The organism is Streptomyces oryzae (genome assembly GCF_017676365.1).
In the GTDB taxonomy this organism is placed as follows: Bacteria; Actinomycetota; Actinomycetes; order Streptomycetales; family Streptomycetaceae; genus Streptomyces; species Streptomyces oryzae.
Genome location: NZ_JADKMA010000119.1, coordinates 1 through 22500 on the forward strand (window position 1 = coordinate 1; position 22500 = coordinate 22500).

General features: G+C 72.0%; 16 protein-coding genes and 1 pseudogene. 6 read left to right on the forward strand and 11 right to left on the reverse strand.

The annotated features are described in order from the left end of the window. Window positions 1-197: 197 nt before the first annotated feature. Both dnaJ and hrcA read right to left on the reverse strand, forming a co-directional pair. A complete protein-coding gene (gene dnaJ, locus ITI46_RS21735; protein ID WP_209241376.1) occupies window positions 198-1331 on the reverse strand; it encodes a molecular chaperone DnaJ in 1134 nt (377 codons plus the stop codon). After that, complete coding sequence (gene hrcA / locus ITI46_RS21740) at window positions 1332-2348, reverse strand: heat-inducible transcriptional repressor HrcA (protein ID WP_209241377.1); 1017 nt, start codon at window positions 2346-2348, stop codon at window positions 1332-1334. It abuts the gene before it with no gap. A gap of 226 nt (window positions 2349-2574) precedes the next feature. Between hrcA and ITI46_RS21745 the strand changes: the two genes are divergently transcribed. Both ITI46_RS21745 and ITI46_RS21750 read left to right on the forward strand, forming a co-directional pair. Then, window positions 2575-3339, forward strand: coding sequence for an MBL fold metallo-hydrolase (locus tag ITI46_RS21745; protein WP_209241378.1), 765 nt, complete (start codon window positions 2575-2577; stop codon window positions 3337-3339). A gap of 139 nt (window positions 3340-3478) precedes the next feature. Further along, window positions 3479-4318 carry a DUF3097 domain-containing protein gene (locus tag ITI46_RS21750; RefSeq protein ID WP_209241379.1) on the forward strand — a complete coding sequence of 280 codons (840 nt, stop codon included), beginning with the start codon at window positions 3479-3481 and terminating at the stop codon, window positions 4316-4318. On the opposite strand, the gene ITI46_RS21755 is transcribed toward ITI46_RS21750, so the two are convergent. Continuing rightward, entirely contained in the window at window positions 4290-4874 is a 585-nt protein-coding gene (locus tag ITI46_RS21755; protein ID WP_209241380.1) for a Uma2 family endonuclease, read from the reverse strand. The genes ITI46_RS21750 and ITI46_RS21755 overlap by 29 nt on opposite strands. Window positions 4875-5007: 133 nt before the next feature. Between ITI46_RS21755 and hemW the strand changes: the two genes are divergently transcribed. Continuing rightward, window positions 5008-6231 (forward strand): radical SAM family heme chaperone HemW, encoded by a 1224-nt coding sequence (gene hemW, locus ITI46_RS21760; protein WP_209241381.1) that lies wholly within the window; start codon window positions 5008-5010, stop codon window positions 6229-6231. A gap of 36 nt (window positions 6232-6267) precedes the next feature. Here hemW and ITI46_RS21765 read toward each other — a convergent pair whose 3' ends face one another. Continuing rightward, a complete protein-coding gene (locus ITI46_RS21765; RefSeq protein WP_307808268.1) occupies window positions 6268-8142 on the reverse strand; it encodes a SpoIIE family protein phosphatase in 1875 nt (624 codons plus the stop codon). A 316-nt stretch (window positions 8143-8458) separates the two neighbouring features. Here ITI46_RS21765 and ITI46_RS21770 point away from each other — a divergent pair, with 316 nt between their 5' ends. Next, window positions 8459-9055, forward strand: a complete 597-nt coding sequence (locus tag ITI46_RS21770; protein ID WP_209241382.1) for a response regulator — start codon at window positions 8459-8461, stop codon at window positions 9053-9055. A 103-nt stretch (window positions 9056-9158) separates the two neighbouring features. Here ITI46_RS21770 and ITI46_RS21775 read toward each other — a convergent pair whose 3' ends face one another. Next, a complete protein-coding gene (locus ITI46_RS21775; RefSeq protein ID WP_209241383.1) occupies window positions 9159-11051 on the reverse strand; it encodes an AMP-dependent synthetase/ligase in 1893 nt (630 codons plus the stop codon). 361 nt (window positions 11052-11412) lie between these two features. Next, a complete protein-coding gene (lepA, locus tag ITI46_RS21780; RefSeq protein ID WP_209241384.1) occupies window positions 11413-13281 on the reverse strand; it encodes a translation elongation factor 4 in 1869 nt (622 codons plus the stop codon). A 310-nt stretch (window positions 13282-13591) separates the two neighbouring features. Here lepA and rpsT point away from each other — a divergent pair, with 310 nt between their 5' ends. Continuing rightward, complete coding sequence (rpsT, locus tag ITI46_RS21785; protein ID WP_209241385.1) at window positions 13592-13858, forward strand: 30S ribosomal protein S20; 267 nt, start codon at window positions 13592-13594, stop codon at window positions 13856-13858. Window positions 13859-14300: 442 nt separating this feature from the next. Here rpsT and holA read toward each other — a convergent pair whose 3' ends face one another. After that, window positions 14301-15377, reverse strand: coding sequence for a DNA polymerase III subunit delta (gene holA, locus ITI46_RS36070; protein ID WP_372452029.1), 1077 nt, complete (start codon window positions 15375-15377; stop codon window positions 14301-14303). 23 nt (window positions 15378-15400) lie between these two features. Between holA and ITI46_RS36075 the strand changes: the two genes are divergently transcribed. Then, on the forward strand, window positions 15401-15646 hold the full coding sequence (locus ITI46_RS36075; RefSeq protein ID WP_372452030.1) for a hypothetical protein: 246 nt from the start codon (window positions 15401-15403) through the stop codon (window positions 15644-15646). A 130-nt stretch (window positions 15647-15776) separates the two neighbouring features. Here ITI46_RS36075 and ITI46_RS36080 read toward each other — a convergent pair. The 4 genes and pseudogenes from ITI46_RS36080 to ITI46_RS21805 all read right to left on the reverse strand — a co-directional run. Beyond that, window positions 15777-18476: pseudogene (locus ITI46_RS36080) on the reverse strand (ComEC/Rec2 family competence protein); the annotation flags it as partial. A gap of 155 nt (window positions 18477-18631) precedes the next feature. Further along, on the reverse strand, window positions 18632-19930 hold the full coding sequence (locus tag ITI46_RS21795; protein WP_247746376.1) for a ComEA family DNA-binding protein: 1299 nt from the start codon (window positions 19928-19930) through the stop codon (window positions 18632-18634). Between the two features lie 799 nt (window positions 19931-20729). Next, window positions 20730-21575, reverse strand: a complete 846-nt coding sequence (locus ITI46_RS21800; RefSeq protein ID WP_209241387.1) for a DegV family protein — start codon at window positions 21573-21575, stop codon at window positions 20730-20732. Window positions 21576-21610: 35 nt separating this feature from the next. Further along, a complete protein-coding gene (locus ITI46_RS21805; RefSeq protein WP_209241388.1) occupies window positions 21611-22411 on the reverse strand; it encodes an FUSC family protein in 801 nt (266 codons plus the stop codon). Between the last annotated feature and the right edge of the window lie 89 nt (window positions 22412-22500).

Genomic DNA, 22500 nt, shown 5'->3' on the forward strand with positions numbered 1-22500 from the left:
AGAACAACCCCTGCTGCCCAGGCTGACCCCACCCACCGGGGGCCAACCCCCGAACCCCCGGCCGGACCACACAGCCAGCCCCTCACCGGCCGTTGAACGCGTCCTTCAACCGCGAGAACAACCCCTGCTGACCCGGCTGACCCCCACCCACCGGGGGCCAACCCCCGAACCCCCGGCCGGACCACACAGCCAGCCCCTCACCGGCCGTTGAAGGCGTCCTTCAACCGCGAGAACAACCCCTGCTGACCCGGCTGGAACTGGCCCGTAGGCCGTTCCTCACCCCGCAGCTTGGCCAGGCGGCGCAGGAGTTCCTCCTGCTCCGGCTCCAGCTTCGTCGGCGTCGTCACCTCGACGTGGACGATCAACTGGCCGCGACCGCCCCCGCGCAGGTGGGTGATGCCGCGCTCGTGCAGCGGGATGGACTGCCCCGACTGGGTGCCGGGACGGATGTCGACCTCCTCCATCCCGTCCAGCGTCTCCAGCGGCACCTTCGTGCCGAGAGCCGCGGCCGTCATGGGGATGGTGACGGTGCAGTGCAGATCGTCGCCGCGGCGCTGGAAGACGGGGTGGGCGTTCTCGTGGATCTCCACGTAAAGGTCACCGGCGGGCCCGCCGCCCGGGCCGACCTCGCCCTCGCCCGCGAGCTGGATGCGGGTGCCGTTGTCGACACCGGCGGGGATCTTCACCGTGAGGCTGCGCCGCGAACGCACCCGGCCGTCGCCCGCGCACTCCGGGCAGGGGGTGGGCACCACGGTGCCGAAGCCCTGGCACTGGGGGCACGGCCGGGAGGTCATGACCTGGCCCAGGAAGGACCGGGTGACCTGGGAGACCTCGCCCCGGCCGCGGCACATGTCGCAGGTCTGCGCCGAGGTGCCGGGCGCCGCACCGTCACCGTTGCAGGTGCCGCAGACGATGGCGGTGTCGACCTGGATGTCCTTCGTGGTGCCAAAGGCGGCTTCTTCCAGGTCGATGTCCAGCCGGATCATGGCGTCCTGGCCGCGGCGGGTGCGCGAGCGCGGCCCGCGCTGTGCCGCCGTGCCGAAGAAGGCGTCCATGATGTCGCTGAAGTTGCCGAAGCCCGCGCCGAAGCCGCCGGCGCCGCCGCCCGCCGCGCCCGAGGCCGGGTCCCCGCCCAGGTCGTAGACCTGTTTCTTCTGCGGGTCCGAGAGCACCTCGTAAGCGGTGTTGATCTCCTTGAACCGCTCCTGGGTCTTCGGGTCCGGGTTGACGTCCGGGTGTAGCTCGCGCGCGAGTCTGCGGAACGCCTTCTTGATCTCGTCCTGCGAGGCGTCACGCTGCACGCCGAGGACCGCGTAGTAGTCCGTCGCCACTTATGACTCCGCCAGGATCTGTCCGACGTACCGTGCCACTGCGCGTACAGCTCCCATCGTTCCGGGGTAGTCCATGCGGGTCGGTCCGACCACGCCGAGCTTGGCGACCGCTTCGTCGCCCGAACCGTAGCCGACCGAGACCACCGATGTGGAACTCAGTCCCTCATGCTGGTTCTCGTGCCCGATTCGTACGGTCATGCCGGGGTCCTTGGCCTCTCCGAGCAGCTTCAGCAGGACGACCTGCTCCTCCAGCGCCTCCAGTACGGGCCGGATGGTGAGCGGGAAATCGTGCCCGAAGCGGGTCAGATTGGCGGTTCCGCCGATCATCAGCCGCTCCTCGGTCTCCTCGACCAGGGTCTCCAGCAACGTGGCCAGCACTGTCTGGATCGAGCCTCTGTCGTCGGCGTCGAACGCCTCGGGCAGGTCCTGCACCAGGGACGGGACCTCGGTGAAGCGCTGGCCGACCACCCGGCTGTTGAGCCGGGCGCGCAGATCGGCCAGCACCGTCTCGCCGATCGGCGCCGGGCAGTCGATCATCCGCTGCTCGACGCGGCCTGTGTCGGTGATCAGCACCAGCATCAGCCGCGCGGGCGCCAGCCCCAGCAGCTCCACATGCCGCACCGTCGAGCGGGTCAGCGACGGGTACTGCACCACCGCGACCTGCCGGGTGAGCTGGGCGAGCAGCCGCACCGTACGGCCCACGACGTCGTCGAGATCGACGGCGCCCTCCAGGAAGTTCTGGATGGCGCGCCGCTCGGGCGACGACAGCGGCTTGACTCCGGCGAGCTTGTCGACGAAGAGGCGGTATCCCTTGTCGGTGGGGATCCGGCCCGCGCTGGTGTGCGGCTGGGCGATGTAGCCCTCCTCCTCCAGCGCGGCCATGTCGTTGCGGACAGTGGCCGGGGACACCTTCAGGTTGTGCCGTTCCGTGAGGGCCTTCGAACCCACCGGCTCCTCCGTGCCCACGTAGTCCTGGACGATGGCGCGGAGGACTTCAAGTCGACGCTCGCTGAGCAAGGCGCACACCTCCCGTCCGGCCGCTGGTCTGGAGCCCGATTCCCCTGGCGGTCTCTGGCACTCTTCGTGCCTGAGTGCCAAGTCCCTGAGCCAGTGTACGGCCGGTCACCACGGCCAGGGCAAGGGCCGCCTGATCGCAGGCCCGACCGTACCGCGCCCCCGCGGCGGCGACGCTGCTCCCGCGCGGCCGGAAGCGCGGTGGCCGGGCTGCCGCTAGCGTCGTCGTATGCAGCCGTTCGGTAAAGACGCGAGGCACGATTCACCGGCCGACGACCGGCGCTGGGAGGAGCGCTGGGAGCGGATCGCGCCCGGAGTGCTGCGGCGCAGACTGCCCCAGTGGGACGCGACGGTCGGCGTAGTCGGCGGCGAGCGGGAGGCGCTGCTGATCGACACCGGCTCCTCGCTGCTGGAAGGCGCCGAGATCCGCGCCGAGGTGACCGCGCTGCTGGGGCGCCGGGTGACGCGGGTGGTCCTGACCCACCCGCACTTCGACCACATCTTCGGCACGGCCGTCTTCGCCGGCGCCGAGGTGTACGCGGCGGTCGGCGTCAGCGAACTGCTGTCCCGCAGTACGGATCTGCTGCGGGACGACGCCGTGGCGCACGGCCTGCTGGAGGACGAGGCCGGGGAGGCGGCGGATGTGCTGGTGCGCCCGCACCATCCGGTCAGCGGACAGCTGACCCTCGACCTGGGCGGGCGCGAGGTCGTACTGCTCAACGTCGGCCCCGCGCACACCGAGCACGACCTGGCGGTGCTGGTGCCGGGCAGCCCGGACGTCGTCTTCTGTGGCGATCTGGTCGAGGAGTCCGGCGCCCCGCAGGCCGGCGCCGACGCCCATCCCTCCCGCTGGCCCGCCGCACTGGACCGGCTGCTGGCGCTGGGCGGCGAGGACGCGGTGTACGTCCCGGGGCACGGGGCGCTGGTGGACGCGGCGTTCGTACGGGCACAACGGGAGGAGCTGGTGCGGCGGTTCGCGTCGGACGGCACGTAGCAGAATGTGCGCATGCGCAGCCGCTACGACCGTTACGACAACCCGGATCTGACTCCCCCATGGCCCCTTACTCCGGGGGATAACCCCCGGACCCCCAGCCGAGCCGAAGACCTCCCCGCGTAACCCAGGACAGGCACTCATGCGTAGCCGATACGACAACCCGGATCTGACTCCCCCGTGGAAGCGGGCTCGGACCGTGCCCGAGGTGGCCGCCGAGCCGGATCTGGTAGTGGAGGAGGTCAGCACCGGGTTCTGCGGAGCGGTCGTGCTCTGTGAGAAGACGGCCGAGGGGCCGACGGTCACGCTGGAGGACCGCTTCGGCAAGCACCGGGTCTTCCCGATGACGACGGCGGGCTTCCTGCTGGAGGGGCGGACGGTGACACTCGTACGCCCCCGCGCAAACGCCCCGGGGGCCGGGCCGCGGCTGACGGCTTCCGGCTCCATCGCGGTGCCCGGTGCGCGGGCCCGGGTGGCACGGGCGGGCCGGATCTATGTCGAGGGGCGGCATGACGCCGAGCTGGTCGAGAAGGTGTGGGGCGACGATCTGCGGATCGAGGGGGTGGTCGTGGAGTATCTGGAGGGCGTGGACGATCTGCCCGCCGTCGTGGAGAGCTTCGCGCCGGGCCCCGACGCCCGGCTCGGCGTACTGGTGGACCATCTGGTCCCCGGCTCGAAGGAGTCGCGGATCGCAGCCCAGGTCGGCGGCGACCACGTGCTGGTGGTGGGGCACCCCTTCATCGACATCTGGGAGGCCGTGAAGCCGGCGTCGGCGGGCATCCGGTCCTGGCCGCGCGTACCGCACGGCCAGGACTGGAAGACCGGCGTCTGCCGGGCCCTGGGCTGGCCGGAGCACACCGGCGCCGCCTGGCAGCAACTGCTGGGCCGGGTGCGCTCCTACAAGGACCTGGAGCCCGCGCTGCTGGGCCGGGTGGAGGAGCTGATCGACTTCGTCACTGCTCCGGCTTCTCCGACTGCTTGACGGGGAGGGTCTGGAACTCCTCGGTCTCCAGCTTCACCCCGAGGAGGTCGAGCGGAAGCGACTCACCGAATCGCGCCCGGCGCTGCACCCGGTAGTCGGCCTCCTCACCCTTGCCTGCCGGTTCGGTGAGCAGGACGCACTCGCCCTTGAAGGGGTCGATGATCAGGTATCCGGGGACACCGCCTGCCGCGTAGAGCGTGCGCTTGGTGACGTAGTCCCGCAGCTTGCTCGTCTTGGAGACGACCTCCAGGAGGAGGGTGATCTCCTCGGGGGGCATCAGCCTGCCCGACGCCGGGCCGGCGTCACGCGGGAGCACCACGAGATCCGGCTGGGGCTCGCTCGTCTGGGCGAGGAGGGCGACGTCCTGGGTCTGGAGCCGCTTCCACCGCTTGCGGGGGAGCTGGTCCGCCACGGCCTCGACAATCTCGTTGTGGACCAGATCCTGCCCCGCCGTCATCACGATTTCCCCCCACAGCAGCTCGGCCTTGAAGCCCTCCGGTACGTCCAGTTCCTCGAAGGTCTCTATGGCCCGGGACTCCGTCACGTGGGCATCCATCCGTTCCAGCCTGATGGTCACTCCAGCCCCCCCGGGCGGCCGCTGCATTCACATACGCACTCAGCGTAGCCAACCCCTGTGACAGCGCGCACACCGACAGGAGTACCCGCGGGGGTGCCGGACAATGGAAAGCATGCCCTCCGCACTTCCCGATGGTGAGCCCGTACCCGGTGACGGCTCGCTGCCCGCACACGCCCTCGACGGGGCCGGCGACCGGCCGCTCGGCTTCTATCTGCACGTGCCGTACTGCGCCACCCGCTGCGGCTACTGCGACTTCAACACCTACACCGCCACCGAGCTGGGCGGAACCTCCCGCGAGCGGTACGCGGAACAGGTGGTCGAGGAGATCCGGCTGGCCCGCCGGGTGCTCGGCGACGATCCGCGCCGGGTCGAGACGGTGTTCGTCGGCGGCGGCACCCCCACCCTGCTCCCCGCAGCAGAGCTGGGCCGGATGCTGGCGGCGATCGGGGACGAGTTCGGGCTGGCCGCGAACGCCGAGATCACCACCGAGGCGAACCCGGAGTCGGTGGACGCGGCCTACCTCGGCGAGCTGCGGGAGGCGGGCTTCAACCGGGTGTCGTTCGGTATGCAGAGCGCCCGCGCGCACGTGCTGCGGGTGCTGGACCGTACGCACACCCCCGGGCGGCCCGAGGAGTGCGTCGCCGAGGCGCGGAAGGCGGGCTTCCGGCATGTGAACCTCGATCTGATCTACGGCACCCCGGGCGAGAGCGACGAGGACTGGCGGGCCTCCCTGGACGCCGCACTCGGCGCGGGCCCGGAGCACATCTCGGCGTACGCGCTCATCGTGGAGGAGGGCACCCAGCTCGCCCGGCGCATCCGGCGGGGCGAGGTGCCGATGACCGACGACGATGTGCACGCGGACCGCTATCTGATCGCCGAGGAGCGGCTGGCGGCGGCCGGTATGGAGTGGTACGAGGTCTCCAACTGGGCGGTCGCCGGGGACGCGGCGGCCCGGTGCCGGCACAACGAGCTGTACTGGACGGGCGCCGACTGGTGGGGCGCGGGCCCCGGCGCGCACAGCCACATCGGCGGGGTCCGCTGGTGGAACGTCAAGCATCCAGCCGCCTACGCACAGGCCCTGGCCGAGGGCCGCTCGCCCGGTGCGGGGCGGGAGCTGCTGACCGCGGAGGACCGGCGTATCGAGCGGATCCTGCTGGAGCTGCGGCTGCGCCAGGGCTGCCCGCTCCCGCTGCTCGCTCCGCAGGGGGCCGAGGCCGCCGCGCGGGCCCGTGAGGAGGGGTTGCTGGAGCCGGGCCCGTACGAGGAGGGGCGCGCGGTGCTGACGCTGCGGGGCCGGCTGCTGGCGGACGCGGTGGTCAGGGAGCTGGTGGACTGAGCGGGTCCGGTACGGGCTCCGGCCGGCCGGGCCGGGTCAGCCGTCGAGCGCGGCCTCGGCCCGCTCAGGTACGCGCAGCACCAGCATGGCCAGGTCGTCGGCGGGCAGTTCCGGTGCGAAGTCGTACACCTCGCGGCGCAGCCGTTCGGCCGTACCGCCCGCGTCCAGCCCCGCACAGCCGGCGAAGCGGGTCGCGAGGCCGTCGCCGTCGTCGAAGAACCGCCGGCCGCAGCGGCGTTCGGTCACCCCGTCGGTGACGCACAGCAGCGTGTCGCCGGGGTGCAGCGTGAAGGACTGGCACTCGTAGCCGACCTGCTGCGCGACACCGAGGAGCAACTGCGGGCGCGCCGCCGTCCGTACGCCGCCGGACGCGTCCCGTACCAGCGGCAGCGGGTGCCCGGCGCAGGTGAGCGTGCAGTCCACCAGCCCGTCGTGAAAGGCCAGTTCGCCGTAGACGACGGAGAGGAACCGCGCCTGCTCGCCCACCTCGCGGTTGAGCCGGTCCAGGGTCTCGGGCACGGAGTGGCCCTCCCTGGCCAGCAGCCGCAGCACCGGGCGGGCCAGCCCGGTGACCACGGCGGCCTCCGGGCCGTTGCCGCACACGTCGCCGAGCGCGAAGCGCCAGCGGCCGTCGGACAGCCGCAGCAGGTCGTAGAAGTCGCCGCCCGCCCAGGCGCCCTCACCCGCGGGCTCGTAGACGAGCGCGGTGTCGAGGCCCGGTATGCGCATCTCCTCGCTGGGCAGCAGCCCGCGCTGGAGAATCCGGCTGATGTTGGCCTGCAGCGTGTAACGGCGCGCGGAGAGCACGGCGAGCGCCACCCTGCGGGCGAAGTCCTCGACCAGGCCCATCACTTCGTCCGGTATCCGCAGCAGCCCGGCCCGGCCCATCACCAGCGTCCCGACCCGGCGGCCGCCGACGACCAGGTCGCACAGCACCGATGCGCCGCTGCCACTGCCGGTCGCGGCAGCGGCGGGCCACCGCCAGCCGGCGGCCTGGCCAGGCAGTACGCGGGACCCGGCGACGGGCGCCTCACCGGCGAGTTCGGCGCGCAGCGCCTCGATGCGGCTCTCCTGCGCGTGCCACACCCGGGCCAGCCGCGGCAGCCGGGAGCGTGCGCCGTCCCACAGCCATACGGCGCACCAGTCGGCGAACCGCGGCACCATCAACTGCCCGGCGAGCGAGGCGACCTTGTCCTCGTCGGTGTGCCCGGCCAGCAGGTCGGACGCCTCGGCGAGGAAGCAGAGCGCGCCGCTGTCCGTCCACTCGCGGTAGGCGTACGGGTGGACGGCGGAGGGTGGCGCGTCGGGGGACTCGGCGCAGCGCGTGGACGCCGGGTCCGTGGGGAGGGTTTCCCCCGAAAGGGGCTCGTCAACGAGTTCGAGGGGCTGAGGAGCCGGACCGAGTTGGAACCACACGGTCTTGCGGCCCCTGCGGTAGCTGATGCCCCACTCCTTGGCGAGTGCGCCGACCAGCTGCAGACCGTGGCCGTGGCCCTCCTGGCCGTGCGCGGCCACCCGCCGGGCCGGGTGCCGGTCGGCGACCTCCGCGTAGACGACCCCGGCGGCGTAGCGGCACTCCAGCTCGACCGAGGTACCCGCGTGCACGACGGCGTTGGTGACCAGTTCGCTGACCAGCAGCACCGTGTCCTCGGCCGCGTCACCGCCGACGTGCCATCTGCCCAGCGCCACCCGGGTGAAGCCACGGGCTGCCGCCGCCGCGAGCGGGTTGGCGGGCAGTTCGGTGCGGACGGTGTGCGGCATCTCGCCCTCGGCCCGTAAGGCAGCTGCCGGTGCTGCGGGCGCCGCCGCCCTGTCCGGGCCTGTGTTGTCCCGGTCTGTACGTCCCGGATGTGCACGGTCCGGCTCCGTGCTGTCAGGCTCCGTGCTGTCCGCCTCGTGCGCGCTGTTCATCGCACCCCTCCCCGGGCGTTCCCGGGCACTCCCCCCGGTCGTTCGGTCACCGCGCTCGGCGCGGTAGAGCAAGAGTGACAGAAGGAGCCCGGTCATACGCGCCGAGTCATGGAAATCGTGGCCGAACACCGCCGTTTCCGTCCCTGAACGGTTGACATCGGTCAGCCGCCGGGTACTCTGCTCGCCTTCCTCGGTCCCTTGTCCCGATCCGCGATCGGCGATCGGTTCGCGATCGGCACGCGCTTTCCGTCACCGCCGCCTTCACCGGCACGTGACCGGGTGACCGGCCAGAACCACAAGAGCCAACGGGGCGGCGATGACCACAGAATCCCCAGGGCGTACCGGCGCCACCACCCAGGAAGCCGGCATTCTGCTCGTCGACGACATGGAGGACAATCTCGTCGCATTGGAGGCCGTGCTGGGCGTGCTCCAGGTGCCGCTGGTACGGGCGCGGTCGGGGGAAGAAGCGATGCGGGCGCTGCTGCGGCAGGAGTTCGCGCTGATTCTGCTGGACGTGGTGATGCCGGGGATGGACGGTTTCGAGACAGCGCAGCGGATCAAACGGTGCGAGCGGACCCAGGACATCCCGGTCATCTTTCTGACCGGAGCCGAGACGGCGCAGGACACCGGGTACGCGTACCGCGGCTACGCCACAGGAGCCGTCGGCTATCTGACCAAACCGTTCGACCCGTGGGTGCTGCGCACCAAGGTGGCCGTCTTCCTCGATCTGCACCGCAAAAACCGCGAGTTACGGCAGCTGCGCGAGGAGGAGCGGCACCGGCTGGACGACTTCGCCGGCCGCCTGGCAGCTGTGGAGAGCCACCTGGCGGCCGGCGGCACCCCCGACACCACCCGGCTGGCCCGCGAAGTCGCGGCACTGGCGGAGGCGTTGGACGAACTGCGGGGCAGCTGAGGCGCGTCGGTGGAGAGGGCTGGACCCCATCAGGGCGGAGCTCCCCGTCGCGGCGAAGCCTTCGCCCGTCCGCCCGTCCAGCCCGTGCGCCGGTGCCCGTACGTCAGCGCTCGCGCGCGCCCTCGTACATCTCCTCGATCAGGTCGCCGAACTCCTTCTCCACCACCGGACGCTTCATCTTCAGGCTCGGCGTCAGTTCGCCGTGCTCGATGTCCAGGTCACGGGGGAGGATCCGGAACTTCTTGATCGTCTGCCAGCGCTGCAGCCCCGCGTTGAGCTGCTCGACGTAGCCGTCCACCAGTGCGCGCACCTGTTCGGAGGTGACCACGTCGGCGTAGGGCTTGCCCTTGAGCTCCTCGTGGTCCTCCGCCCAGGCCGTGATGGCGGGCTCGTCCAGCGTGATGAGCGCTGTGCAGTAGTTGCGGCCCGCGCCGTGCACCAGGATGTTGGAGACGTATGGACAGATCGCCTTGAACTGGCCCTCCACCTCGGCAGGCGCGATGTACTTGCCGCCGGATGTCTTGATCAGGTCCTTCTTGCGGTCGGTGATCCGCAGATAGCCGTCGTCGGACAGCTCACCGATGTCGCCGGTGTGGAACCAGCCGTCCTCCTCCAGGACTTCGGCGGTCTTCTCCGGCAGCCCGTGGTAGCCCTGCATGATGCCGGGGCCGCGCAGCAGGATCTCGCCGTCGTCCGCGATCCGCACCTCGGTACCGGCGAACGGCTTGCCCACGGTGCCGGTACGGAAGTTCTCGGTGCGGTTGCAGAAGCTGGCCGCCGACGACTCGGTGAGGCCGTAGCCCTCCAGCACCGGGATGCCCGCGCCGGCGAAGAAGTAGCCGAGGTCGGGGGCGAGCGCTGCGGAGCCGGACACACAGCCGACCATCCGGCCCCCGAACGCCTCCCGCAGCTTGCTGTAGACGAGCCGGTCGGCGAAGGCGTGCTTGACCTTGAGACCGGTGGGCACATCGGCAACACCGGTGCGGCGCTGGTTGTCCTGCATCGTCCGCGCGTACTCGCGGGCGACCTCGGCCGCCCACTGGAAGATCTTGTACTTGGCGGCACCCCCGGCGCGCGCCTTCTGCGCGACACCGTTGTAGACCTTCTCGAAGATCCGCGGCACCGCGCACATCTTCGTCGGCTGCACGACCGGCAGATTCTCGATGATCTTGTCAACTCTGCCGTCCACGGCGATGACGTGCCCCGAGTCGATCTGCACGGAGATCAGCATCTTGCCGAAGACGTGCGCCAGCGGCAGCCACAGGTACTGCACGTCGTCCTCGTTCAGCAGACCTGACTGCGGAACCGCGCGGGCCATGTACGACCAGGCGTCCTGCGCCAGCCGGACGCCCTTCGGCTTTCCCGTCGTACCGGAGGTGTAGATCAGCGTCGCCAACTGGTCGGAGCGCAGTCCAGCCACCGTCTCGGTGACGGCCTCCGGGTGCTTCTCCCGGTACGCGGCCCCCCGCCGTTCCAGCTCGGCGAAGCTCAGCGCCCAGCCGCCCTCGGCGTCCTCCTCGGTGGGCTCACCGTCGATGAGCACCACATGTGCGAGGTCCGGCAGCTCGTCCCGGTGCTCGCGGACCTTCGCCAGCTGGGTGGCGTCCTCGGCGATCAGTACCCGGCTGTCGGAGTCGGCGAGGATGTAGGCGGTCTCGGAGGCGTTGGTGCTGGGGTAGACGGTGGTCGTGGCCGCGCCGGCACAGAGGATGCCCAGGTCGGAGAGGATCCACTCGATCCGGGTGCCGGAAGCGATGCCGACGCGTTCCTCGGGGCGCACGCCGAGGTCCATCAGTCCCGCCGCGATCGAATAGACCCGTTCGGCCGCTTCCCGCCAGCTGTAGGAGCGCCACTCGTCGGGCCCCTCGCTCTCGTCGGCGGGCCGGATCACCGGATAGCGGTACGCCTCCGCGTCGGGGGTCGCCTCGACCCGCTCCAGGAAGAGCGTCGCCACGGAAGGCGGCCGGTTCTCGATCAGGGACTGTGTGTCGCTCACGACATCCTCCGGGACCCGCGTCCTGCTTGTCGTCCTGCTGGGTTGCGTCTGGCTGTTGCGTCTGGCTGGTTGCGTCTGTGGGGGCTGCGTCCTGCTTGTGGGGGCTCGAATTGTGGGGCTCGAACGCCTCGTGGGGGTGTGGGCTTGTGGAGCTTGTGAAGGGCGCACGGCGTGTGGGGGCGTGCGCCGTCGACTCGCTTATTGACTCACGAGTAACTACTGGGCAGTGATCAGAGTAAAGGCAGCGGCCCCCTTACGTAAGGGGTCTGCCACTACGTAAGGGGGCCGCTGCTGAGCGCTGTCGCGACGGGTCGCCGCAAAAGGGAAGACGGGTCGCCGCAAATACGGAAAAGGTGCGGGGCTACTTCTTGGCCTTCGCGTCGCCTGCACTGTCGTCGGAGGACAGCGCCGCGATGAACGCCTCCTGCGGCACCTCCACCCGTCCGACGACCTTCATCCGCTTCTTGCCTTCCTTCTGCTTCTCCAGCAGCTTCCGCTTCCGGGAGATGTCACCGCCGTAGCACTTGGCGAGCACGTCCTTGCGGATGGCGCGGATCGTCTCGCGGGCGATGACGCGGGCGCCGATGGCCGCCTGGATGGGCACCTCGAACTGCTGCCGTGGGATCAGCTCGCGCAGCTTGTTGGCCATCCGGGTGCCGTACGCGTACGCCTTCTCCTTGTGGACGATCGCGGAGAACGCGTCCACCTTGTCGCCCTGCAGCAGGATGTCGACCTTGACCAGATCGGCCGTCTGCTCACCGGTGGGCTCGTAGTCCAGGGAGGCGTAGCCGCGGGTCTTCGACTTCAGCGCGTCGAAGAAGTCGAAGACGATCTCCGCCAGCGGCAGCGTGTAGCGCAGCTCCACCCGCTCCTCGGACAGATAGTCCATGCCCTGCAGACTGCCGCGCCGCGACTGGCACAGCTCCATGATCGCGCCGATGAACTCGCTGGGCGCGATCAGCGTGGCCCGTACCACCGGCTCGTGCACCGTGGCGATCTTCCCGGTCGGGAACTCGCTCGGGTTGGTCACCAGATGCTCGGTGCCGTCCTCCATCTCGACGCGGTAGATCACGTTCGGCGCCGTGGCGATCAGATCGAGACCGAACTCGCGCTCCAGCCGCTCCCGGATCACCTCCAGATGCAGCAGCCCCAGGAACCCCACCCGGAAACCGAACCCCAGCGCCGCCGAGGTCTCCGGTTCGTAGGTGAGCGCCGCGTCGTTGAGCAGCAGCTTGTCCAGCGCGTCGCGCAGTTCGGGGTAGTCGGAGCCGTCCAGCGGATAGAGCCCCGAGAACACCATCGGCTTGGGGTCCTTGTAGCCGGGCAGCGGCTGCTCGGCGCCCTTGGCGAGGAGCGTGACCGTGTCACCGACCTTGGACTGGCGGACGTCCTTCACGCCGGTGATCAGATAGCCGACCTCGCCCACGCCCAGCCCGTCGGCGGGCGTCATCTCCGGCGAGTTGGCGCCGATCTCCAGCAGCTCGTGGGTGGCGCCGGTGGACATCATCCGGATCCGCTCGCGCTTGCTGAGCATGCCGTCGACGACCTTGATGTACGTGACGACACCGCGGTACGCGTCGTAGACCGAGTCGAAGATCATCGCGCGGGCCGGCGCTTCCGCGTTCCCGGTCGGCGGGGTGACCTGGCGTACGACCTGGTCCAGCAGCTCCTCGACGCCCTCGCCGGTCTTCGCGGAGACCCGCAGCACCTCCTCCGGCTCACAGCCGATGAGGTGCGCCAGCTCGGCCGCGAACTTCTCGGGCTGGGCCGCGGGCAGGTCGATCTTGTTGAGCACGGGGATGATCGTGAGGTCGTGCTCCATCGCCAGATAGAGGTTGGCGAGGGTCTGCGCCTCGATCCCCTGCGCTGCGTCGACCAGCAGAATGCAGCCCTCGCACGCCGCCAGCGAGCGGGAGACCTCGTAGGTGAAGTCAACGTGCCCCGGGGTGTCGATCATGTTCAGGACGTGCGGGGTGTCCGGATCGTCGGTGGGCGCCCAGGGCATCCGCACGGCCTGGGACTTGATCGTGATGCCCCGCTCGCGCTCGATGTCCATACGGTCGAGGTACTGCGCACGCATCTGCCTCTTGTCCACGACGCCGGTCAGCTGGAGCATCCGGTCGGCAAGCGTGGACTTGCCGTGGTCGATGTGCGCGATGATGCAGAAGTTACGGATCAGCGCCGGGTCGGTACGGCTCGGCTCCGGCGCGTTCGTTGGGGTCGCGGGCACGCAGTGTCCTGTCGGTTCTGGCCTGTCGGTTTGGGCTGTCGGGTCTTGCGGCGGGGTCTCGCCCGTCCCGGTACGGTCGCGCGGGTACGCCCTCGCGGGGGCGGTCCCGGACGCGTTCGGGAGCCGGTGGGGCCCCGTCGAGCCGGTGGTCGAGACGGTGTGTCGTATCCCATGGTCCCATGCGCGCGCGGTACCGACCGGATTGGGAGGGCCGGTACCCCGGCTGGTAGCCTGAGCGACTGTGCCTTATGGCACTGGACGGTGCCTGCTGGCACCGGCGTTTGAAACTCCGAACCGCAAAGGCTCATTCGTGGCGAACATCAAGTCCCAGATCAAGCGGATCAAGACCAACGAGAAGGCACGGCAGCGCAACAAGGCCGTGAAGTCCGAGCTGAAGACCGCGATCCGTCGCACCCGCGAGGCCGTGGCCGCCGGTGACGCCGAGAAGGCGCTCGAGGCCCAGCGGAACGCGGCCCGGAAGCTCGACAAGGCCGCCAGCAAGGGCGTGCTGCACAAGAACAACGCCGCCAACAAGAAGGCGGCGCTGGCCAAGCAGGTGGCCTCCCTCAAGGGCTGACCACTCTCTTCCTTCTTCTTGCAGCTTCTCTCTCAGCTTGCAGCTTCTCTCTCAGCTTGCAGCTTCTCTCTCAGCTCGTCGGTCTTCGGACCGCTCGGACGTTGTGAGGCGGGCCCTCTCTCATCCGCCGTACGTCCGGGCAACCGCTTGAGACAGCGCGCCGCACGCGGCCTGCGTTCGCCACGCGGGTGCGGCGCACCACACAGTACGAAGCGAGGCCCCGTCCCGAGCCCTTCCCCAGGGCTCCGGGCGGGGCCTTCGCCGTGCGGTCCTTCGCCGTGGGGAGGTGCGCCCTGAAGGGACAGCGGGAGAGACCGGGAGGGAGAGAGCTTCGCGCCTGGGGCTCCGCCCTGGAGGGAGGGCCGGGCGTGCGGACCTGGGACGCGGGGGCGGAGGCGGGAGCGAGGGCGAGGGCGCTCAGCGAAAGCGGGAGGCGGGGCGCTCAGCGGGAGCGGGCGGCACCGGCGATGGTGACGACCGCCTTCTCCAGCGCGTACTCGGGATCCATCCCGCCTCCCTTGACAGCCGCGTCCGCCTCGGCGACGGCCCGCAGCGCGGCGGCCACCCCGTCCGGCGTCCAGCCGCGCATCTGCTGCCGCACCCGGTCGATCTTCCACGGGGGCATGCCCAGCTCACGCGCCAGGTCGCCCGCGCGGGCCCCGCGCGGGGCCCCGGCCAGCTTGCCGATGGCCCGCACCCCCTGGGCCAGTGCACTGGTGATCAGCACCGGCGCGACCCCGGTGGCGACGGCCCAGCGCAGTGTCTCCAGCGCCTCGGCGGCCTTCCCCTCGACCGCCTGGTCGGCGACCGTGAAGCTTGACGCCTCAGCCCGGCCCGTGTAGTAGCGCCCGACTACGGCCTCGTCGATGGTGCCCTCGATATCCGCGGTGAGCTGCGCACACGCCGAGGCCAGCTCGCGCAGATCACTGCCGATGGCGTCCACAAGTGCCTGACACGCCTCCGGCGTCGCCGACCGGCCCAGCGAACGGAACTCCCCCCGTACGAACGCCAGCCGGTCGGCCGGCTTCGTCATCTTGGGGCATTCGACCTCGCGCGCGCCTGCCTTCCGTGCCGCATCCAGCAGCCCCTTGCCCTTCGCCGCGCCCGCGTGCACCAGCACGAGCGTGATCTCCTCCACCGGGGCGGACAGATACGCCTTCACGTCCTTGACGGTGTCCGCCGCCAGGTCCTGCGCCCCGCGCACCACGACGACCTTCCGCTCAGCGAAGAGCGAGGGACTGGTCAGCTCGGCCAGCGTGCCGGGCTGCAGGTCCCCGGGCGCCAGCTCCCGCACGTCCGTGTCGGCGTCGGCGGCACGTGCGGCGTCGATCACGGCCCGCACGGCACGCTCGACGAGCAGCTCCTCCTGCCCCACCGTCACGGTCACGGGGGCGAGCGGATCGTCCGAGGTCTTCTTACGCGTCCCAGCCATCGCGACCAGCATCCCACGCCGCACCGACACCGCCGCCCTCCGGAGCGCCCCCGGGCACCCGAGCGCCCCGCGTACCCCGCCCGCCATGGCGCCGTTGAGAGAATGCCCCGGTGAACGACGTACGGCATGTGCTGGTGCTGCCCGACAAGGACGCGGCCGAGGAGGTCGCAGCGCAGCTGGAACTGCGCCTCGGGCTCGCCGAGGAACCCGAACTCGTCCGTGAAGCGCTCGCCGGGGAGGACGACGCCGAGGACGCCCAATGGCTGGTGGTCCTCGAAGACCCGCACTCCGCCTACGACCTCGCCCTGCTGGACTCCCTCGCCGCCGCCCACGACGGCTGGCTGGAACGCGACTGACTCCGCCACCGCCTGGGGGCACCCGCCAGCGGCCGACGGCAAGCGGGCCACGATGCCCCGGGCCCGGACCCGGTGACGGCGGTGTGTGCTCCCCCGTTCCGGGTCTCCCGCGCTGGGTCACCACGGCGGGGGTGCCGTCCGGACGCCGCGTCAGCGCCAGCGCGCCGTTCCGGTCCGTCCGCGCCACGAGGGCTCCGGCGGCAGCCAGCGCCCCCAACGTCTCGGGCGCCGGATGCCCGTACGGGTTGTCCCGGCCCGCCGACACCAGAGCCACCCGCGGCCGGAGCCGCCGCAACAACTCCGGGTCCTGGAAGCGCGAACCGTGGTGCGCCACCTTGAGCACGTCCACCCTCGGCAGGTCGGACCGCGCCGCCAACAGTGCCTGCTGCGCCGCCGGTTCGAGATCGCCGGGCAGGAACAGTCCGAGCCCCGCCGTACGGACCAGCAGTGTGACACTCGCGTCGTTGGCCCCCTCGCCCTCGCCCGTACCGCCGCCCGCGGGCATCGGGGACATCGGTGGCTGGGGCGACGACAGGGAGCGCTGTGACGACTGGGGCAGCGGCCAGGGCTGAGGCTCGGGCCACATCACCTCCCAGCGCAGCTCACCGGCCCGCCGCCGCTCCCCCATGTGCGAGGCCCGCACCGGCACTCCGGCGCGCCCGGCCGTCCTGCGCACGAACTCCGCCTGGTCCGGCGGCTCCGCCAGCCCGGTCGTCCGGATCTCCCCCACACTTCGCCCCCGCAGCAGCCCGGGAAGCCCCGCGACGTGATCGGCATGGAAGTGGGTCAGCACTACCAGCGGCACCCTTCTCACGCCCAGCTCGCGCAGACACCGGTCCACGGCGGCAGGCTCCGGCCCCACGTCCACCACGACCGCCCCTCCCGCGCCGCCCCGCTCACCGTCCACCGCCAGCACCAGCGCATCCCCCTGCCCCACATCGCAGGCCACCATCCGCCAGCCCGCCGGGGGCCACCCGGTGAACGGCCGCACCAGCGGCACCGGACGCAGCACCGCCACCAGCAGGACCAGCGCACAGGCGGCACACAGCCACGGCCGGTGCGGCAACCGCAACCGCACCGCCACCACCAACACCCCGGCCAGCACAACCGCGAACCCCAGCGCACCCGCCCACGTGCCGGGCCAGCCGATCTCGGCGCCCGGTAGCCCGGCACCCGTGCGTGCGATGCCCGCGATGGCCCGCACCGGCCAACTCGCCAGCCATGCGAGCCCCTTCGCCACCGGCATGGCCAACGGTGCCGCCGCCAGCGCGGCGAACCCCAGCACCGTGGCCGGCGCGACGGCGAACTCCGCCAGCAGATTGCACGGCACCGCCACCAGGCTGACGTGCGCTGCCAGCACCACGACCACCGGCGCACAAGCCGCCTGCGCCGCAGCCGCCGCTGCCAGTGCCTCCGCTGCTCTGCCGGGGCAGCCGCGCCGCCGCAACGCCTCCGACCACCGCGGCGCCACCGTCAGCAGGGACGCCGTGGCCAGTACGGAGAGCAGAAACCCGAAGTCCCGTGCCAGCCACGGGTCGTAGAACACCAGCAGCAACACCGCCGCTGCCAGCGCGGGCAGCAGCGAGCGCCGCCGTCCGGTGCCGATCGCCCAGACGGTGATCAGTCCGCACGCCGCAGCCCGCAGCACGCTCGGTTCCGGCCTGCACACCACCACGAAGCCCAGCGTCAGCAGCGCCGCCACCACCGCGGTCGCCCGCAACGGGAGACCGAGCCGGGGCGCGAGACCCCCACGCTCCGCGCGATGCGCACGCCCCGGAGGCCCGATGAGAACGACCAGCAGCACCGAGAGATTCGCCCCGCTCACCGCCAGCAAGTGCGTCATGTCCGTCGCCCGGAACGCGTCGGCCAGCTGAGGGCTCAGCCTGGAGGTGTCCCCGACCACCAGCCCTGGCAACAGCCCCCGCGCGTCCCCGTCGAGGCCCCCGCTCGCCTCGCGCAGCCCGGCCCGCAGCTCACCCGCCACCCGCTGCACAGCGGTCGGCCCGGCGACGATCTGCGGCGGCCCTGGCCCCGCCCGCAGCACCGCGGCAACGTCCCTGCCCCCGCTCCGGCCTGGTGCGGGCGGCGCCGGCTCCGCCTGCACCCGGAGTCTGGTCGACGGCAGCACCCGCAACCACGCGGCGCGCGACGCGTCGGCCGCCGCCCGCCCGGGGCGCTCCGCAGCACCCTCCTGCTCCAGCCGGACCAGGAGCAGCACCGGCGTACGCAGCCGGGTTCTCGCGCCGTCCTCGGCCACCAGCGCGACCGCCTCGGCAGGAACCACCACCATCCCGGGCAGCTGCCGAGCCCCCTGCGTCCTGGGCCGCGTCACCCTCGGATCCTTTGTGACAGTGACCTCGACGGTCGCCCGCCCATGCCGCTCCGCCAGCCCGGGTAACGGCCCCCTGCGCAGGTCGGCAGCGTGCAAAGCCGCGCTGCCGCCGGCCGCCCCGGCGCACAACAGGGCGCCTGCCACCCCGACCAGCAGTGTCCGGGCTCCACGCCGAGGGCCGCCGCCGTCGGGCTCCTGTGGCCCGCTCAGCAGTCCTCTCGGCCTCCTGTTTTGCCTCCCGTTCCGCGACGCCGAGGCTGCTGGGGCGCCGCCCCGCACGGACCAGCCCAGCAGCATCAGCCCTGCGATCCCGCACAACACGACCCCGACCACGGCATGCTTCGCCGAAGCGCCCAGCGCCAGGGCAGCTGCGGCCCACGCCGCCAGGGCCGGCAGCACCAGCCGCAGGTCCGACGGCTCCTCCCGCACCGGCCGCCGCCCGCTGTCCGTCGCCGGGCCGGAAGGCGCACCGCGCACTGCCCCGGCCTGGGGGTTCATCCCGGCTCTGGGGTTCGCCCCGGCCCGAGGGCTCGCCCCGTTCCCGGGATTGGCGCTCCTGGGATTCCAGCTACCGCGGTTCCCTCTCACGACACCCCGGAAAGGCCCGGCCCGGGGAGGCCCGGCCCGGGGGTCGGCTGCCGGTCCCGAGCTGGTCATGGCGTCACCTGGGGCTTGATGTCCGCGAACCGCTTCTCCCCGATGCCGTTGACCTGCTGAAGCTGCTCGACCGAGCGGAAGCCGCCGTGCTGCGTGCGGTAGTCCACGATGTGCTGAGCCAGGACGGGTCCGACGCCCGGCAACTTCTGCAACTCCTCCGCCGTGGCCGAGCTGAGACTGATCGGCGCCCCTGAGGCACCGCTCGCGCTCCCCGAACCGGCCGTGCCACCCGCGGCCGGACCCGCCGGGGAGCCCGACCCCGGCGCGGAACCGGCGGCGGGACCGGCCCCGCCCGGGGCGCCCACCACGATCTGCTCGCCGTCCACCAGCAGCCGCGCCCGGTTCAGTCCGCGGGGGTCAGCGCCCTTGCGCAGCCCACCGGCGGCCTCGAGCGCGTCGGCCACCCGGGAGCCCGCGGGCAGGTGCTGCACACCCGGCTCGCGTACCTTCCCCGAGACGTCCACCACCAGCCGCTTGCCCCGCGCGGCGCCGCCGGCTCCGGGAGCGGCACCGCCCGCGATCGGTGCAGCAGAAGCGCCGCCGCCCTCTCGAGGGCGCCCCGAGGGGCCCTCCTGCGCGCTCGGGACAGCGACGCCCTGGGGGCGACCGGTCCAGAAGTGGTGCACGGCGAACCCCACCGCGACCAGCAGCACCACACAGAGCGCCACCAGGGTCTTCGGCTCGATCCCGCACCTCACCCGCAGCCACACCGGCAGCCGCTCCTCCAGGGCGAGCCCCCAGCGTTCCCGCCACGGCAGCCGGGCCGGCGCCTCGTCTGGCGGCGGCTCCTGCTCGTCCCCCCGTCGCCGCCCTTGCAACTCCGGCCGCCCGGGCCGCTCCTGCCCGTCGGAGAAGAAGCCGCCGCCTCGCAGGACGGACCCGAAGCCGTCCGTCTGCCCTGGGCCTGGCCCCGGCTCCGGTTCCAGCCACGGCCCCGGCCCCGGCTCCGGCCCCGGCCCCGGCACGGGCACCGGCTGCGACTGCGACTGCGACTGCGACTGCGACTGCGACTGCGACTGCGACTGCGGCCCATGGCCCGACCATGGCTCCTCTCCCGGCAATGGCTCGCGCCGTACCCGTTCCCGCTCCGGCGCCCCCACAGAATTCGCCGGGCCGACTGGGCCTCCCGCGTCCCCCTCCCGCTGCCGCCTGCGCTCCCTGCTGCGCCACACCGCGGTACGCGCCGCCGCAACGGCATCGGCACGGGGCATCACGGGGAGGTCCGGCTCATCCATGGGCCGCTCGACCGGGGGCCACGCGAAGGTGGGCCGCCCGCTGACGGGCCGCTCGACCATGGGCCTGGTCCGCGCACGGGGCTCGGGCGCCGGGTCCTCGTCGTGCGGTGGCTCCGTCAGGAGTGACCGGGCGCGCGCCGCAGCACCCGGCTCCGGGCGCGCCGGACGCATGCGCCGCGACGCGCGGTGGGCGCCCCGTCGGCCCGGGCCAGTGCTCGGGGCCGCGCGCGGGCCCCGGGGTGGCCGACGCCGCGCGGGACGACGTGTCCTGGTACCGACGCCTGGACCCTCACCACCCTCGCTCGCTGCCCCGGCACCCACCGGTCCGCTGCGCTCGCCCTCCCCACCCCAAAAGGTCTCGCGCCACTCTGCACCCGGCCCCTCGAAACCGTCTCGGCCCTGGTCACCGCCTCCAGCACGCCATCCGCCCCCGGCGCCGCTCCGCCCGTCCCCCGCGCTCCCTCCATTCGCAGCGCCGCTCCCCGCGACTCCCGTGCTCCTGCCACCCCCGGCACGATCCGGTCCGCTCTCCGCACTCCCTCCGGCCCCGGCGGCACTCCCTCCGGCCCCGGCGCTCGGGCCATGCCGCGCCTCGTCCCGCGGCCAACTCCATGAGCCGTCCGCCGACCTGGCCCAGGACCCATCGGCCGACTCGTCACACGACCCACCGGCCGACCCGTCCGCCAGCCCGTTCCACGGCTCACCCGGCGGCCATCCGCTCGCCGCGCGCACCTGTGCCATAGCCGCATCTGCTGCTGCTCGTTCGCTCATGCCAACCGACGGTAGGCAGCCTGTGCCCACCGTGGTGATCTTGCTCAATTCCCGTGGATAACCCGCGAGTTGTGGATAACTCGCTCACTCATCTGAGGGAAAGCACTGCCCCCAGCAGCCCCGGACCCGTGTGGGCGCCGATGACCGCACCGACCTCGCTCACATGCAGTTCGCGCAGCCCGGGAACCCGCGTGCGGAAGCGCTCCGCGAGCTGTTCGGCGCGTTCGGCGGCTGCGAGATGGTGCACGGCGATGTCCACCCGCGCGTCGCCGGCCCGCTCCACGACGATCTCCTCCAGCCGCGCGATGGCCTTGGAGGCGGTTCTGACCTTCTCCAGCATCCCGATCCGGCCGTCCGCCACCTCGAGCAGCGGTTTGACAGCGAGCGCGGAGCCCAGCAGCGCCTGGGCGGCACCGATACGGCCGCCCCTGCGCAGATAGTCCAGGGTGTCGACGTAGAAGAGCGCCGAGATGCCCTCGGCGCGTTTCTCGGCGGCCGCGACGGCCTCGTCCAGCGATGCGCCCGCCTCGGCCGCCTCCGCCGCCGCCAGCGCGCAGAACCCCAAGGCCATGGCCACCACCCCGGTGTCGACCACGCGCACGGGCACGGGCGCATCCCTGGCGGCCAGCAGCGCGGCGTCGTACGTCCCGGAGAACTCGGCCGACAGATGCAGCGAAACGATTCCTTCTGCACCCGCCTCGGCCGCGGCGCGGTAGGTGCGCGCGAAGGTCTCGGGGCTGGGCCGGGAGGTGGTGACCGGGCGCCGCTCGCGTAGGGCGCTCTCCAGAGAACGGGCGGAGATCTCCGTGCCCTCCTCCAGGGCTTCCTTGCCGAGTACGACGGTCAGCGGCACGGCTTCGATCCCATGCCGTCGCAGCGCCTCGGGCGGCAGGTAGGCGGTGGAATCGGTGACGATCGCGAGGGGGCCGTGCATGGAACGGAGGGTATCGGGCGGGCGAACGGTGTGCGTCAGGAGGCGCTCCGCGGGCGGCGCTTCTCGAACGTCGGCATCGAGTCCCTCCGGTCGGCCGTCGGGTCGGTCAGCGACGGATCGAGGCCCTGCCCGGACGGCCCCAGTTCAGGCCGCGCGGTCTGCTCGGCGGAAGCAGGGGACTGCGTGGACGCGGACGAGGCGGCACCGGCCGACGACTCCGCCGCAGCCTCCGCGTCGGCCGGCGACCCGTGATCCGCCTGGCCGGAGCTCACCGGGCCGGGGCCTGCGGGATCGCGCGTCCAGTGCCGCAGGGCGCCGGACTCGATGTCGATCCGGTCGCGCAGCGCGCTCAGGCCCTCGGCGTCGAACTGGCGCGCCCGGTCCTGAGCCGCGAAGCGCAGCGAGTCGGCGGACTCCTTGATGCGCTGCATCCGCTCCCGCGCTTCGGGCAGCCGCGCGGCGACGCGGGACTGGTCCGGCTCGCGCTCCATCAGCATCCGCAGTTCGCCGTCCAGGTGGCGGGCGTGCTCATGGAGCTTGTCCAGGAGGTCGGCGGCTTCGGAGAGGCTGGGGTCGTTACGGGCGCCTGCCTCCAGCGCGGCCCGCGTGCTGTCGATGGACGTGCGCAACTTCAGCCGGATACGGGCCGCTTCACCGATCGGGCCGGGCTGTGCGGAGCGCGCCTTGAGCATCGTCTCCTCCGCCGTGCGCCGCACTTGCGCGCCGGTCCGCTCCACGCCGCGCTTGACGGCCCGTACGACCCGCAGCGTGATGATCGTGCCGAAGATCAAGACGGCCAGCACGAACACCAGACCGATGACGACTGCCACGTCCACAGGCCACTCCTCTGTCGTCCGTCCGTCGAACCCGCCTCCGTTCAGCGTAAACGGACACGGGTGGCTCCGGGTTCCACGGAACCCGGAGC